Source organism: Nocardioides sp., assembly GCF_035697785.1.
Taxonomy (GTDB): Bacteria; Actinomycetota; Actinomycetes; order Propionibacteriales; family Nocardioidaceae; genus Nocardioides_B.
Genome location: NZ_DASSCL010000110.1, coordinates 1 through 14416, shown reverse-complemented (window position 1 = coordinate 14416; position 14416 = coordinate 1). Strand labels below are relative to the sequence as shown.

At 70.9% G+C, this 14416-nt stretch carries 13 protein-coding genes; 6 read left to right on the top strand and 7 right to left on the bottom strand.

The features are described from left to right. The first annotated feature begins 304 nt into the window (after window positions 1–304). On the top strand, window positions 305–712 hold the full coding sequence (locus VFH10_RS11515; RefSeq protein WP_325128612.1) for a YccF domain-containing protein: 408 nt from the start codon (window positions 305–307) through the stop codon (window positions 710–712). A 95-nt stretch (window positions 713–807) separates the two neighbouring features. Here VFH10_RS11515 and VFH10_RS11510 read toward each other — a convergent pair whose 3' ends face one another. Then, on the bottom strand, window positions 808–1362 hold the full coding sequence (locus VFH10_RS11510; protein WP_325128610.1) for a hypothetical protein: 555 nt from the start codon (window positions 1360–1362) through the stop codon (window positions 808–810). A gap of 439 nt (window positions 1363–1801) precedes the next feature. Here VFH10_RS11510 and VFH10_RS11505 point away from each other — a divergent pair, with 439 nt between their 5' ends. Both VFH10_RS11505 and chrA read left to right on the top strand, forming a co-directional pair. Continuing rightward, a complete protein-coding gene (locus VFH10_RS11505) occupies window positions 1802–2851 on the top strand; it encodes a virginiamycin B lyase family protein (RefSeq protein ID WP_422656564.1) in 1050 nt (349 codons plus the stop codon). Between the two features lie 183 nt (window positions 2852–3034). Then, on the top strand, window positions 3035–4411 hold the full coding sequence (gene chrA, locus VFH10_RS11500; RefSeq protein ID WP_325128605.1) for a chromate efflux transporter: 1377 nt from the start codon (window positions 3035–3037) through the stop codon (window positions 4409–4411). A 39-nt stretch (window positions 4412–4450) separates the two neighbouring features. Here the strand turns inward: chrA and VFH10_RS11495 are convergent, their stop codons facing one another. The 3 genes from VFH10_RS11495 to VFH10_RS11485 form a co-directional block, all read right to left on the bottom strand. Continuing rightward, window positions 4451–5620 (bottom strand): phosphotransferase, encoded by a 1170-nt coding sequence (locus tag VFH10_RS11495; RefSeq protein ID WP_325128603.1) that lies wholly within the window; start codon window positions 5618–5620, stop codon window positions 4451–4453. A gap of 117 nt (window positions 5621–5737) precedes the next feature. Beyond that, complete coding sequence (helR, locus tag VFH10_RS11490) at window positions 5738–7888, bottom strand: RNA polymerase recycling motor ATPase HelR (protein ID WP_325128602.1); 2151 nt, start codon at window positions 7886–7888, stop codon at window positions 5738–5740. Between the two features lie 127 nt (window positions 7889–8015). Next, window positions 8016–8687, bottom strand: a complete 672-nt coding sequence (locus VFH10_RS11485; RefSeq protein ID WP_325128600.1) for a hypothetical protein — start codon at window positions 8685–8687, stop codon at window positions 8016–8018. A 350-nt stretch (window positions 8688–9037) separates the two neighbouring features. On the opposite strand from VFH10_RS11485, the gene VFH10_RS11480 reads away from it, so the two are divergent. Continuing rightward, window positions 9038–11602: a SpoIIE family protein phosphatase gene (locus VFH10_RS11480; RefSeq protein ID WP_325128598.1), complete on the top strand. Its 2565-nt coding sequence runs from the start codon at window positions 9038–9040 to the stop codon at window positions 11600–11602. Between the two features lie 48 nt (window positions 11603–11650). Here VFH10_RS11480 and VFH10_RS11475 read toward each other — a convergent pair whose 3' ends face one another. Together VFH10_RS11475 and VFH10_RS11470 are read right to left on the bottom strand one after the other, a co-directional pair. Then, the gene (locus VFH10_RS11475) at window positions 11651–11947 is read right to left on the bottom strand and encodes a metal-sensitive transcriptional regulator (RefSeq protein ID WP_325128596.1); all 297 of its coding nucleotides are present in this window, start codon (window positions 11945–11947) and stop codon (window positions 11651–11653) included. A 104-nt stretch (window positions 11948–12051) separates the two neighbouring features. After that, entirely contained in the window at window positions 12052–12552 is a 501-nt protein-coding gene (locus VFH10_RS11470; RefSeq protein WP_325128592.1) for a CAP domain-containing protein, read from the bottom strand. 222 nt (window positions 12553–12774) lie between these two features. Here VFH10_RS11470 and VFH10_RS11465 point away from each other — a divergent pair, with 222 nt between their 5' ends. Both VFH10_RS11465 and VFH10_RS11460 read left to right on the top strand, forming a co-directional pair. Continuing rightward, a complete protein-coding gene (locus tag VFH10_RS11465; RefSeq protein ID WP_325128590.1) occupies window positions 12775–13671 on the top strand; it encodes a universal stress protein in 897 nt (298 codons plus the stop codon). Beyond that, window positions 13668–14180 (top strand): flavodoxin family protein, encoded by a 513-nt coding sequence (locus VFH10_RS11460; RefSeq protein ID WP_325128588.1) that lies wholly within the window; start codon window positions 13668–13670, stop codon window positions 14178–14180. Before VFH10_RS11465 ends, VFH10_RS11460 begins: the two co-directional genes overlap by 4 nt. On the opposite strand, the gene VFH10_RS11455 is transcribed toward VFH10_RS11460, so the two are convergent. Beyond that, window positions 14177–14416: GNAT family N-acetyltransferase (locus VFH10_RS11455; protein ID WP_325128586.1), on the bottom strand; the 240-nt coding region annotated here is incomplete at its 5' end. The genes VFH10_RS11460 and VFH10_RS11455 overlap by 4 nt on opposite strands.

Here is a 14416-nt window from a genome sequence, read left to right as displayed (position 1 = left end):
AGCAGGACTGCGACCCTCGGCAACGACAGCGGTGATGACCAGACGGGCTTTCGACACCGCCGCAGCATCGTGGCCGGCTGTCCGGGATGTCCTGAGACATCAGTCCGGGATGTCGTGAAACAGGACACGACAGGCGGCTCCACCCAAAAGCCCCAGGTCACAGGCCCATGCCGACCCTGGGGCTTCGTCGTTCCCGGCTCGAATCGGTTCGGTGCCACGTGGCGCCCCCGGGGTGATCGAGCCTGTCGAGATCCTCGATGCCCCGATGCCTTGACAGACTCCGTCGATCTGATGGGCTGTTCTCATGCGGACGATAGGCAACATCCTGTGGCTGGTGCTGGCCGGATTCTGGCTCGCCCTCGGCTACGCAGTGGCCGGGCTGCTCGCGTTCGTGCTCATCGTGACGATCCCGTTCGGCATCGCTTCCTTCCGCCTGGCGAGCTTCGTCATCTGGCCGTTCGGCCGAACCACGACCTGGCGACGAGACGCCGGCGTCTGGTCAGTCATCGGCAATGTCGTGTGGATCGTCTTCTTCGGTTGGGAACTGGCTCTGCTGCACCTGCTCGCGGGACTGCTCTTGATGATCACCATCGTCGGCATCCCGTTCGGCGTCGCGTGCTGGAAGATGATCCCCTTGTCGCTGGTGCCCCTCGGACGCGAGATCGTGCCGATCTCCAGCGCGTACAGCGACCCGTACGCTATCCCTGCCTGAACGAGCAGGACTCCCATGGATCGGCGGCCCTAGTTGTCACCGGCTCCGATGCCGCGCGGGTCAGGTGCGAGGTCTCGCGGGTTGTTGCGTCGTAGTCAGCCGTCGCGTGATTGCGGTGCCGCAGCGGCGGCGGTCGGCGCCGCGGTGGCGGCGTTCAGCATCGTGCCACCCAGGTAGACCCACGCGGAGCCGACCAGCACCAGCGGCACCTCGATCAGACGTTCGTCGACGAGTGCCAGCGGCCCCGCGAGGACGACCAGCGCGGGAAGGGTGCCCGCCCCGATAAGCACGGCCACCCACGCCACTGAACCGGGCGACCGGGCCGGCGCCGACAGGCCAGCAACCAGCAGTCCCGTCAACGTCGCCAGTGTGGACACGACGATGGCCACGTTCCACGTGTCGCCGAGCGCCTCGCCGACCAGCGCCAGGCACCCGCACGCCGCCGCTGCCCAGCCCAGCGTGCGGACCGCTCGGGCGCGCTCGCCGGCGGCCAGCCCAACCACGGCCAGACCGAACAGCAGCATCGCCAGCTCGTAGATCACCGGCGGCTGGTAGCCGGTGACGAGGATGCTGGTGCTCTTCACGACCCAGAGGAGCCCGGCCACGACGGCGCAGGCTCCGCCGAGCGACGGGACACGGCGGTTGGTCATGCCGCGATTATCGTCCGCATCCCCTGCGGGGCGTGACGTTCAGCGTTCACCCAGGAGGGATGACCGTGAACCACCTGTCAGTAGGAGTGCAAGGCGCCGATCGGAGGCCCGCCCGTAGACGACAGAGGGTCTTAGCACCATTGGACGCCTAGGCGACGGGACCGGTGCTGAATAGGCTTTTGCGGATCGCAGCGCGCACCGCTGCCGATGGCTAGGCAGCCCGTCGACGTGGTGCCGCAGGCTCGCATCGGGCTCCCCCTTTCTGCGGCAGACGGGAGTGGGGGAGATGTCTGGAGCTGTCACACGTGCGTTGAGGACGGTCCTGGCCGGCGGTCTCGCGCCTTCAACGGGGGTTGCTGTCCCTCCGGGGTCGGCTGAACAGCGGGCCCGCGGCCCGGTGGCCAGGCGGGGATGCCCGCCGGCCGGGCGTTTGCCCACGATGGTGCTGGCCGGGATCTCCGGTCTAGCCCTGGTGTTCGGCGCAACGCTCCCCACCGCTGACGCTGCGCCCAGCGAGTTCAGGTACAAGACCTTCAAGGTTCCCACCGCGAACAGCGAGCCGCGTTACATCACCGAAGGGCCCGACGGGAACCTCTGGTGGGTCGCCGGCGCCGACGTGTTCACGCCGAACCCGGATCCGGACACCGGAGGGACCTTTACCAGCAACATCGGCAGGACCACCCCGGCAGGCGTCACCACCGAGTTCTCCGTGAACTGCAACAGCTGCCTCTTCGACGACATCGCCAGCGGGCCCGGCGACACGCTGTTCGTCAGCAGCAACTCGGCTGGCCTCACGACCATCACCACCGCCGGAGTCGTCGGCTTCGTGCAGCCGCTGCGCGCGGACGGCACAGAGGTCGGGTACTCGCTCGGCGCGCTGACCAGTGACGGCGACGACCTGTGGGGGTCGACCACCGACATCATCTGGCGCTACGACGTTCCCACCGGCGAGTTCACGGAGTTCGCGGTGCCCGGCGCGGTCGGTGAGGTCGACGTCGACGCCAACGGGATCATCTGGTTCGCCGCAGTCAACGCCATCGGCCGCTTCGACCCGGCCAACCCGGGCGCGACCGTGATCACTCCGGTCTTCACCCCCGACGACCTGCCGGCCAACGTGATCAGCCTGGCCGTCGCGTCGGACGGGAACGTGTGGTTCACCGACCGGTTCAACCACGTCGTCGGCTTCCTGGACCCCGCTACCAACTCGGACACGTCGTTCTTCACGCCCACGCCCGAGTCGGGCCCCCAGGACGTGGCCGCGGGCGCGGATGGCAGCGTGTGGTTCACGCAGGCCCGGGTGGGCAACGTCGCGCGAGTCACCCCGGACGGCGTGTTCACCGAGGCGGGCAAGGCGATCGGCGACGACCCGCGCAGCGGACTCGAGGAGGCTCTCGGCGTTGCCTACCGGCCGGCGCGCGCCGGTCAGACCGAGTCGGTGTGGTGGACCATGCAGGCCGCCAACAAGATCGGCACCGTGTCGGCCAGATAGCCCAGGAGGCACGGCAGCAGGATCGCGATTGACCGCAAGTCCGGTTGTTGACTAGAGAAGTCAACTCTATAGAGAATGCTGGTGGTTCTACGGGCAGCGGGCCCGTCCTGTAGTTGAGGAGTCCGCTGCCCGACGGCCTGTCCGAGTTCTCCATCGCGAGCTGCTGAAGGGAACCGAACGCGCATGAGCACGCCGCCGCACGCCGGACCCTCCACCTCCACCGGCGGCGTGATCCCGCTCCGGGAGGCAACGAAGACGTGGTTCTCGATCTCGCTCCAGACCTTCGGCGGCCCCGCCGGGCAGATCGCGGTGATGCAGCACAAGCTCGTCGACGAGAAGCGCTGGATCGGGCAGCGCCGGTTCCTGCACGCTCTGAACTACTGCATGCTCCTGCCGGGGCCGGAGGCTCAACAGCTGGCCATCTACACCGGTTGGCTGCTCAACGGCACCCTCGGAGGTCTCATTGCCGGCCTTCTGTTCGTGCTCCCCGGGATGCTCGCCCTGCTGGGGCTCACCATCCTCTACCTGGCCGCCGGCGACACCAACCTGGTGATCGGGCTGTTCGCCGGTCTCGCGCCGGCCGTCATCGCCATCGTCATCCAAGCCGTGTACCGAGTCGGGAAGCGGGCGCTCACGCACCGGGTTCTGGTCGCGCTCGCCGTGATCTCGTTCCTGGCTCTCGCCGTCTTCGCGGTGCCGTTCCCGGTCGTGGTGATCGCCGCCGGAGTCCTGGGCTGGGTGCTGTCGCGGTGGGTACCTGCACTACGCACGCTGAAGGGCCACGGAGCCGGCGACGAAGGGCCGCAGCCGCTCATCAGTGACGACGCCCTCCACGCCGACCGGCCGTCAGCCGGCCGCGCCGTTCGCATCATCTCGCTCGGACTGGCCCTCTGGTTCATCCCGGTCCTGGCAGTGGTCGCCGCGTTCGGCCGCGACAGCGTCTACGGCGACATCAGCCAGCTGTTCAGCGTCACCGCCCTCGTCAGCTTCGGTGGGGCGTACGCCGTGCTGGCCTACGTGGCCCAGCAGGCGGTGCAGGTCTACGAGTGGCTGGTGCCAGGGGAGATGGTCAAGGGTCTGGCGCTCGCAGAGACCACCCCAGGACCGCTCATCATGGTCGTGCAGTGGGTCGCCGGAGTGGCGGCGTACCGCGACCCCGGCCCGCTGGACCCGTGGACGGCAATGCTGGTCGGATCGCTGCTCGCAACCTGGGTGACCTTCGTGCCGTGCTTCGTGTTCATCTTCCTGGGCGCGCCGTACGTCGAGCGGCTCAGGCACAACACCCATCTCACGGCTGCGCTCACCGGCATCACCGCCGCCGTCGTCGGCGTCATCGCGAGCCTGGCGCTGTTCTTCTCTCTGCACACCCTCTTCGACACCACCCACCTGCTGCACTGGGGGCCGATCCACCTCGAGCTCCCGGTCCTGGCGGCCTGGAACCCGCTGGCATTCGCACTCACCGGCGTAGCTCTCGTCCTCATGTTCTGGCGAGGCTGGAGCCCGCTGCGGACCCTCGGCGCCTGCGCCGGTCTCGGGCTGCTGGCCACGGTGCTCGCCTGAAACAAACCCGGCGAGCGCATCGAGACTGCGAGACGTTGGTCAACCGGTGTCCCGGTCGAGGAACGTGAGCTCGTCGGCAACGGCGGCGAGCCGTCGGTCCGCACGCTCATCGCCATCGGGTCGGAGGGAAGTCGCCGTGCGTGCCACCTTGGCCAGGCGCTTGTGCATGGAGTACAGCGACAGGCGGCCGTGGTCGACCTCGCCGCCTGCGCTGGCGAACCCCTCGACGAGGGCGGTCTCGATGACGGCCATCGGCGCCACCCGGGAGGTGTCGTTCTCGAGCTCGACGAGGAACGTGGCCAGGTCCAGCTCCGGGTCGCCGAGGGCGTAGCGATCGAAGTCGACCAGGCCGAGGCGGCCCGATCCGTCGACCAGCCACTGCTTGGCGTGCGGCGTCCCGTGGACAGGCACCAGTCGCCGATGCGGGAGTCGACGGTGTGCCCGCTCGAGCATCCCGGCCGCGCCGGTGAGCCCGGCCTCCAACGCCGGCACCACGGCCGCCGCCCGTGCCAGCGTCCGGCGGGTGCGGGCAAGCTGGTCGGCGGGCCCGTCACGGCGGGTCGGCACCACCGCAGCGGCGGCGAGCGCGCCGAGAGCGGCACCCACCCGCCCGGCCGCGTCGGCGCCGTCGGCCCCGAGCAGGTCCGGCGCGAGCGGTCGCCCGGGCACGACGCCGTACCAGCTCGACGCAGTGCTGGCGTCACAGCCGTGTGGCTCTGCCACGGCGAAGGGGAGCAGCCCCGCGCCAGCGGCGGCCCACAGGTTCTCGGCGTCGACCTGTTCGTCGGGTTGACCGGCCACGACCTTGACATAGCGCGCGGCTGCGCCATGGCCACCGCGCACGGTGCATCGACTGCCCGGTCGGTAGCGGACGACGACCGGGTCGGTCAGCCGGCTCAGTACGTGGGCCAACCCGGGCAGAGCGGGGTCGGCCTCACAGGGTGTGATCTCGACGCGGCCGAGCGGCTCCGTCGGCGTCGGAGCGTCGCGCAGCGCCACCCGGACGGTCGGACCCTGGTCGGACTCGTATGCCAGCACAGCCCACGTCGAAGGCTCCCGCGAGAGCCGGCCGTAGGTTCGCCGCCAGCTGCCCCCACTCGGTGAACCGTGCGCAGCCGCCCATTCGTCGAGCTGCGTCTCGACCACACCGGGCGTGGCGAGCAGCTCCAGTCGCGCCCGGTACGACGCGCGCGTGCCACGACCGTCCATTGACGCACTGTCCCACGCAGACGCCGAACCCGGGACGGCATGACCTTCGTGCCGTGGTTCGTGTCCGTCCTCATGGGCAGCCCGGGCCGCGCACAGGATCGGCCGCCGTTCCGCTGGTCAGGAGCCCGTGAGGACCACCAGCTGTTGGGTGGCTCGGGTCATGGCGACGTAGCGGTCGACCGCCCCTTCGATGCCGGGGCCGAAGGTTTCGGGGGCGACGAGGACGACGAGGTCGAACTCAAGTCCCTTGGCCAGCTCCGGAGTCAGCGACCGCACCCGGGGCGTCACCCCGAACGGGGGGTCGCCGATGACGCAGGCGATGCCGTCGGCGTGCGTGCTGAGCCAGGTGCCGAGGATCGCCTCCAGGTCGGACGTGGACCCGTGGACGACCGGGACGCCGTTGTGCCGGATCGAGGTAGGCACGTTGGCGTCCGGGAGCGCGGCCCTGATGACGGGCTCGGCCTCCGCCATGACTTCCGCGGGAGTCCGGTAGTTGATGCTCAGCGACGCAAGGTGCACGTGGTCGAGCCCGATCCGCTCGAGGCGTTCCTGCCACGACTCGGTGAACCCGTGCCGCGCCTGCGCGCGATCGCCGACGACGGTGAAGCTGTGCGACGGGCAGCGCAGCAACAGCATCTGCCACTCCGCGTCGGTCAGCTCCTGAGCCTCGTCCACGACGATGTGTGCGAACGGGCCGGCGAGCAGGTCCGGGTCGGCGCTGGGCAGCGCGGCCTCGTCGACGAGGCGTTCCTGCATGTCCTCGACGCGCAGCATCGACATCACCTGCATCTCGGAGTCGTCGGTCGCTACCAGGTCGTCGACCACCCGGTCCATGAGCTTTCGCTCGGCCGCGACCATGGCCTCGGCGCGCCGCCGGCGCCGGGAGATATCCGGGTCACCGAGGCGCTGCCGGGCCGCGTCGAGGAGCGGCAGGTCGGACACGGTCCAGGCTTGTGCGTCCGGGCGTTGCAGCGTCCGGACCTCCTCGGGCGTCAGCCAGGGCGCACACATGCGCAGGTACGCGGGCACGGACCACAGGTCCCCGACAAGGTCGGTCGGCTGCAGCGCCGGCCAGGCTCGGCCGAGCGCCGCAAGCAGCTCGGTGTTGCGTCGCAGGGAAGCGCGCAGCAGGTCAGGCGGGACGTCCTCGTCGTCATGCTTGTCGACGAGGATCGTGACCAGCTCTTCGAGGATCTGGTCGCGCGCCTCGTTGTGCGGCGTGCCTGGTTCCGGGGCCCGGAAGGCGTCCGCCCAGTCCGAGGCGCTGAGCCAGACGTCCGACCAGTCGGTCTCCACCGTCATCCCCTCGGCAGGCGGCTCCTCGTAGAACCGGACGGCCGGCTCGATCGCCGCAACCATGGCCGCGGCCGACTTCAGCCGCGCCACCTCCGGGTCGGCCTCGTCGGCCGCCTCGGGTCCCTCGGAGACGAGATCTCTCAGCGTGCAGGTCTGCACGCCCTCCTCGCCGAGCCGCGGCAGGACGTCTGCCACGTAGGCGAGGTAGTGCTGGTGCGGACCGACGAAGAGCACCCCGCCGCGGTGGTGACCGAGGCGAGGGTCGCAGTAGACGAGGTAGGCCGAGCGGTGCAGGGCCACGACGGTCTTGCCCGTGCCGGGGCCACCGTCGACGACGAGGGCGCCACGGGAACCAGCGCGGATGATGGCGTCCTGGTCGGCCTGGATCGTGCCCAGCACGTCGCGCATCCGGCCCGACCTGTGGCCGCCCAGCGAGGCGATAAAGGCGGACTGGTCGTCCAGCGCTGCGTGCTCCTCCAACCCGTCTGGAGTGAACACCTCGTCCCAGTAGTCGTTGATCCGGCCGCGCGCCCACCGGTACCTGCGCCGGCTGGCCAGCCTCATCGGGTTGCCGTGGGTCGCGCCGAAGAACGGCTCCGCCGCCCGTGAGCGCCAGTCGATCAGCAGAGGCCGGCCATCGCCGTCCTTGAGGCCCAGCCGTCCGACGTAGACCGGCTCGGGGTCGGCGATGCCGACCATCCGTCCCAGACAGAGGTCGAGCCCGAAGCGACGGAGCGTGCGAAGGCGGGCGGTCAGCCGGTGGACCTCCAGGTCCCGGTCCAGGGCCTGCTGACCCGAGCCGCCCGGTGCTTGCCGGGCCGCGTCGAGACGATCGGAGAGGTCGGCGATCGACCGCTCGAGGCTGTCCGCCACAGCCGCGAAGTGCTGCTCGTCGTCGGCGATCAGCGCCGGGTCCGCCTTGGCGGTGAGGTGGTCGGGAAGGTCGAAAGCGCTGGTGCGCAGGGGATTCACTGATCAGCTCCGATCGAGATTCTGGCCTCGGCCGCCGATTGTGACGCCCCACCAGGGCCTTGCCGCAAGGCCCGGGGTGCGTTATACGTTGAGAACGGAGAGGAGTTGTCCTCTCCGTTCTCATGCCTCACTCGGCGCCGACGGAGTCGAACACCTCGCTCAGCGTCGTGTGCCGCACCCGGACCGACCCGGCGTAGCCGTCGACGAGGCCGACGACGACGTCGTACTCGTCGCCCGCGTGGGTCCGCAGGCCCACGGTCCACGACCCGACCGCGGGATGGTGCTCCTCGGCACTGAGCGACAGCGCGTCGGCATCCACGGCGTACGCCGTCGCGGCGCAGTGCCGTGCCTTGAGCACCGCCGCGTCGCGCGACACGGGTGCCGTCGCCGGACGGCCGAGCAGCTCGAGCAGGTCGCGGAAGGCCACGACCGTGGCGCGCTGCCAGGCGTCCGACAACGCGGACTCGCCGGGTCCGGTGGTCACGAGAACGCCGATCTCGAGCGCCCCCGGGCTCGGACCCCAGCTCGTGTGCCAACGATGCGAGTGCACGGAGTAGTGCAGCGGCGCGTCCGACTCGGTGAACAGGACCGGTTCGAGAGCGGCCAGGATCCGGGACTCGTCCAGCGCCCCAGCGGGCGAATGCGTGTCGGGCTCCGGGAGCGTCACGTCGAGCATGAAGTGCTGCTCGGCCGGACCGTCGGGCCTGCCTCGATATCCGACCTGCACCTGGATGCGGTCCACCCGGCCCAGCGTGAGCCGGGGACGTCGGGCGGCGTCCTCGGCCGCGTCGTTGGTCATGCCCCCAGCGTCGAGTGCCGCCCGGGGCCGGTCAAGGCGGCGGAGTCTTGCCGGCGCGGCCCTACCCTCGGCGTAGCTCGACCGGAACGAGGGGGGATCAGGACGGACGCACGACGAGGATGAGGGCGGCCGGGATCGTCGCGGGCCTCGCGTTCTTCGTGGGACAGGACACAGAGCTCGTCGTGGGCGACGACAGGCACACGAGTCGCTCCGCGCCGCCGGTGGCCGAGCCGCTGCGTCCCTGAAGTGCAGCCGGCGGTCGCCGTCCAGGGCAGGAAGCCCGTCTCCGTGGTTCGGGAGGCTCCCTCCTCACGCGTCAGGATCCGCCGTGATCGGCCTAGGATGCTCACGTGTCCAGCGTTGACCCTGACACCGGGGGATGGCAGCCGGAGGCGGACGTCTTCGACGACCTGCTTGCGGCGCTGATCGCCGTGGACCTGTCCGGGCGGGTCGTCCACCTCAACCCGTTCGCGTCCCGCGTGCTCTCCGACCCAGCGACGAGCCGACCCGCCGGTGACCGCGCCGAGGACGTCTTCGACCCAGGCTCGCGAGAGACGGTCATGGAGATCCTCGGACACGTCGCCGCCGGAGGGTCGTGGACGGGATCGCTGCCGGTGCGCTGGGCCGGTCGGTCGCTCCAGGTCACGACGGCGTGGTCCCCCCAGCGTCGTGGCGGCGAAGTCGTGGGCGCGGTCGTCGTGCTCGAGCCGCCTCCCGCCTCCGAGCGGCAAGCCCGTCGAGTCGCAGAGCGGTTGCGGCGGCTGGCCGCGGTGACGACCGAGCTGCTCACCGCCTCAGACGTGGAGACCGTGGTGTCGGTGGTGACCGAGCACATGGCCGACGCAGCCGGGGCAACCGTGGCGTCCGTGTCACTGCTGGAGGGCGACACGTTGCGGCTGGTCGGGCTCCGTGGCGGGGCCAAGAACGCCCGGCAGCTCTGGGCGACGTACCCGCTTGCCGCGCCGACCCCGGTGGGCGACTGCGTGCGCTCGCGGGAGCTGCTGGTGCTGACCGGACGCGCCGAGATCCTCGGCCGCTACCCCGACCTGGAGCTGGCGACCGAGGGCGAGCGGTCCCTGGTCTGCCTTCCGCTGGTGGCCTCCGGCGAGCCGCTCGGTGGCATGTCCCTGTCGTTCCCGGGACTGCTCACCTTCGACCGCACGGAGCTGGAGTTCCTCGGGATCCTTGCGGACACGTGTGCGCAGGCGATCGCTCGGATCCGCGCCGTGGCCGCGGCCACCGACCGGGAGCTCAAGCTGAAGTTCCTCGCGGACGCGAGCGTCGAGCTGGCGAGCAGCCTGGACTACGAGGCCACTCTGTCGGCGTTCGCGTGGCTGGCGGTTCCGGCGTTCGCCGACTGGTGCGTGGTCCAGCTGCTCCAGGACGGCGTGCTGCGGCCGCTCGAGATCGCCCACCCGGACGCCGTCGTGGAGGAGCGGATCCGCGAGATCCAGGAGCGCTACCCGCCGGACCCGAACGCCCAGCGCGGCGCACACCAGGTCGTACGCAGCGGGGTCAGCGAGCTGGTCCCGGACATCACCGACGACATGATCGCGGCGGCCGCCGTCGACGAGGAGCATCGGCAGGCGCTTCTCGAGCTGAACTTCCGGAGCGCGCTGACCGTCCCGCTGAAGGTGCATGGTCGCGTCCTCGGCGCGATCACCTGGGTCGCCGGTTCCGGCGGCCGGCGCTACGGGCCGGAGGACCTGGCGTTCGGTGAGGACCTTGCCCGCCGCGCGGCGGTCGCCATCGACAACGCGGAGCTGCACTCCCAGGTGCGCGACGTGGCGTTGCGTCTGCAGCAGGCCGCGCTCCCCAAGCACCTCCCGCACGCAGAGGGGTGGGAGGTGGCGGTGAAGTACCTGCCCGCCGGCCGCACCGACACCGGAGGTGACTTCTACGGTCTTGCGCCGCTCGACGACGGTCGCGTGGTGGTGTTCGTGGGCGACGTCATGGGACGTGGAGTCGAGGCCGCCTCGGCGATGGCGCAGATGCGGTCCGCCGTGCGCGCGCTGCTCGCGGTCGATCCCGAGCCGGCGATGGTGCTCGCGGGACTCGACAAGCTCTTCGCACGGTTCGACATCGACCAGCTGGTCACGCTCGTGTACGCCGTGCTGGACGCGGAGCGCCAACAGGTGCAGATCATCAATGCCGGCCACCCCGCTCCCGTCCTGGTGCGCGAGCAGGGTCCCGCGGAGATGATCGAGGCCGTGGACACGCTGCTCCTGGGTGCGGGCGGGGGAGTGCGCGACGTCGTCACCCGGACTTTCACCGACACCGACGCCCTGCTTCTGTTCACCGACGGCCTGGCCGAACGGCGGGGTGAGGTGATCGTCGAGGGCTACGAGCGGATCACGCGCGCGGCCGCCAGCCTGCGGGAGCCCGATCTCCAGGGTGCTCTGGATGCCATGGTCGATGCCGTGCGGGACCCGACCCGCGACGACGACGTCGCCGCCCTGGCCATCCGCCCCAAGGTGGCGCAGGCCGCCCGACCGCGCGCCCTGCAGTCGCGCGAGGTGCGCGAGGTGCGCGAGAGATGGCTGCTCCCGAACGACGCGACCGCCGCTGGTGTGGCGCGCCGACACCTCGAGCACGCTCTGGTGCAGCTGCCGCCAGAGACGGTGGAGACCGCGCGGCTGCTGACCAGCGAGCTCGTCACCAACGCCATCTCCCACGGGAGCGGCCTGGTGTCCATGAGCGTCGACTACGACGGGCAGCGGGTGCGAGTCGAGGTGCGCGACGAGTCGCCCCGGCGCCCGGAGCCGCGAGACGCGTCGCTGTTGTCCGAGGGCGGTCGCGGTTTGCACATCGTCGACGCCCTCGCCTCCGAGTGGGGTGCCGCGCCGACGGGCCGCGGCAAGAGCGTGTGGTTCTGGATCGATACCGCGACGAGCGGCGCGCCGTACGAAGCCTGACCCGTCAGCCGACCCGGGCTCGGCCTACGCGCGGGGTCGCGTGATCGCTCAGGAGCGGACCAGCCGCGCGATGGCGGCCGACGCCTCGGCGATCTTGTCGTCGATCGACTCGTTCGGGTCCTGGGCCGCGTGCACCACGCAGTGGTGCAGGTGGTCGTCGAGCAGACCGAGGGCGACGCTCTCGAGGGCCTTGGTGGCCGCTGACACCTGGGTGAGGATGTCGATGCAGTACTCCTCCTGGTCGACCATGCGCTGCAACCCGCGGACCTGTCCCTCGATCCGGCGCAGGCGCTTGAGCTGCGCCTCCTTGTTGTCGATGTAGCCGGGGTTGGTGTGCGTCGCCATCGGGGTCCCTTCTCGCCGTCCCTGCCATGATACCCCTAGGGGGTAGAAGCGGCGCGAGTCCCGGTCGCGCCCGGGTCGCGCCGGGCCGGCGGACAGGAAGTGGCTCAGAGCTTCGTGAAGTTGGCCGCCGTCACCCACTGGCCGCCGCTGAGAGACGTGCCGACCCCGATCCGCCGTGCGCTCTTGCTGAGCAGGATCGGTCGGTGCGCCGGAGAGTCCATCCACGCCTGCACCAGACCGGCCGGGCTGAAGGCGCCCATCCCGAGCGTCTCGCCGGCGTACCGCGCACCACACTTGCACAGGATGCCGTGCGGATCCTGGTGGTAGAGGCGGCCACTCTTCGCCAGCCGTCGAGCCCAGCGTTCCGCCGTGCCATCGGTGCACGCGTGGAACCGCAGTGGTCGGAGGCCGTGCTCGGCCCGCACCAGGTTGATGGCGTTCTGCACCTTCTCCTCGTACGTCGAGCTGCGCATGGCGGCTCGGGTCTCGGCCGCGCCGGTGGAGGTCGCGGTGACCACCCCGAGCGCGACGGTGCCCAGACCGAGAATCAAGGCGATGACGATGCCGCGGACGGCGCGGCGCAGTGCATGGTCGATGGCAGACATGACCAAGACCCCTCCCAAAGTCTCGGGCTGCGACCGCGCGGCATTCCTCCCAGAATCACCGTTTGGCCGGCTGACTACAACATCGTGAGGGTTGACCGAGTTGCACGCCTCGAAACGCGGAAGGCTTTAAGTTCGCCGCGGCCGCGGCCGCGGGTCCAAGGTCCCGCCGCGGCCAGACCAGCGCCTCTTAGCAGGAGCGACCGGCGCGACAAGCCTGGGGGCATGACAACGACAGCCGCTTCCGGAGCCGTGGTCGTCGGCTACGACGACACACCGCACAGCGACACCGCTCTCACCTGGGCGGTCGAACATGCGTCGAGGCATCGGCGCCCCGTACTCATCGTCCATGCCCTCGGCGTGCCCACCGTGTACGAGTCCTTCGCCGGCCCCGTCGAGAACCGCAGGCAGCTGCGCATCACCGGGCGCCGCCGCACGGATCAGGCGCTGGTCAAGGCCCGGCGGTTGGCGCCCGACCTCGACGTACGCGTGCATCTGGCCCTCGGGAACGCGCGGGACGTGCTGCTCGACTCGCTGGAGGGCGCGCACCTGCTCGTGGTCGGGTCGCGTGGCCGCGGGACGCTCGCCAGCCTGCTGCTCGGCTCGGTCAGCGTCGGCGTCGCCGCACACTCGCCCTGCCCGGTCGTCGTCGCACGCGAGGCCGAACGGCGCGACCCCAACGGTGCGTTCGCCGGCCGGGTCGTCGTCGGCGTGGACGGGAGCGCGGCATCGACGGCGGCGCTCGCCGAGGCGTTCGAGCTTGCGTCCTCCCGCGGACAACCCCTGGCCGTGGTGCACGCCTGGGACGCCGCGCTGCTCTACCGTGACCTGACGACCTACGACGTCGTGGTCGACACTGCCGACGAGCACCAGCGGATGGTCGCCGAGAGCCTCGCGGGGTTCGCCGAGAAGTACCCCGACGTCGAGGTCACCGTCCACCAGGACGAGGGCGACCCCGGCCGCGCGATCGTGGCTGCGTCGCACGAGGCCGACCTCGTGGTGGTGGGTTCTCGCGGACGCGGGGACGCCGTCGCCACCTTGTTCGGCTCGGTGAGCCGGCACGTGGTCGCGCACGCGCACTGCCCGGTCGTCGTCGTACGCCGACCCGAGGGGCTGTCATGACGACCCGGGCGCTGGTGGTCTACGAGTCGATGTTCGGCAACACCGCCGACGTGGCCCACGAGGTCGCGGCCGGACTCGCCACCCGAGGCTCCGTCGACCTGGTGGAGGTCCACGACGCGCCGTCGCCACCCGACGAGGGATATGACCTGGTCGTCGTGGGCGGTCCGACGCACGGTTTCTCGATGTCCCGCCCGTCGACTCGCGAGGACGCGCGTCGACAGGGCGCCGGGGGTGCCGCCGACCGGGGGGTCCGCGAGTGGATGGACGACCTGGCCACCGGTCGTCACCACGCGCGGCTGGCTTCCTTCGACACGCGCGTGAGCAAGGTCCGCCGGCTCCCGGGCTCGGCCGCCAGGCGGGCCGACCGGATCGGCCGGCGGCTCGGCTACCGGACCGCCTGCCGGCCGGAGAGCTTCTACGTCGACGACGTCTCCGGTCCCCTGGCCGAGGGCGAGCGCGAGCGCGCCCGCGCGTGGGGCGCGCACCTCGCCGGCCTGTGCGAGCGCTAGGGGGGCGCGGCCCGCCCGCCGGCGGGGCGTCGCATCGGCACGTGCGGGATGCCGTCGTCGAGGAACTCCGGCCCGGTGACGGCGTAGCCGAAACGGGTGTACCACTGCGCGAGGTAGGACTGCGCGTCCAGTCGTGACGGCCGGTCGCCGACGAGGTTCAGCGCCCGGCGCATCAGCGCCTCGGCGAGGCCCCGTCCTCGGTGCGACGCCGCCACCAGCACCCGACCGATCCGGAA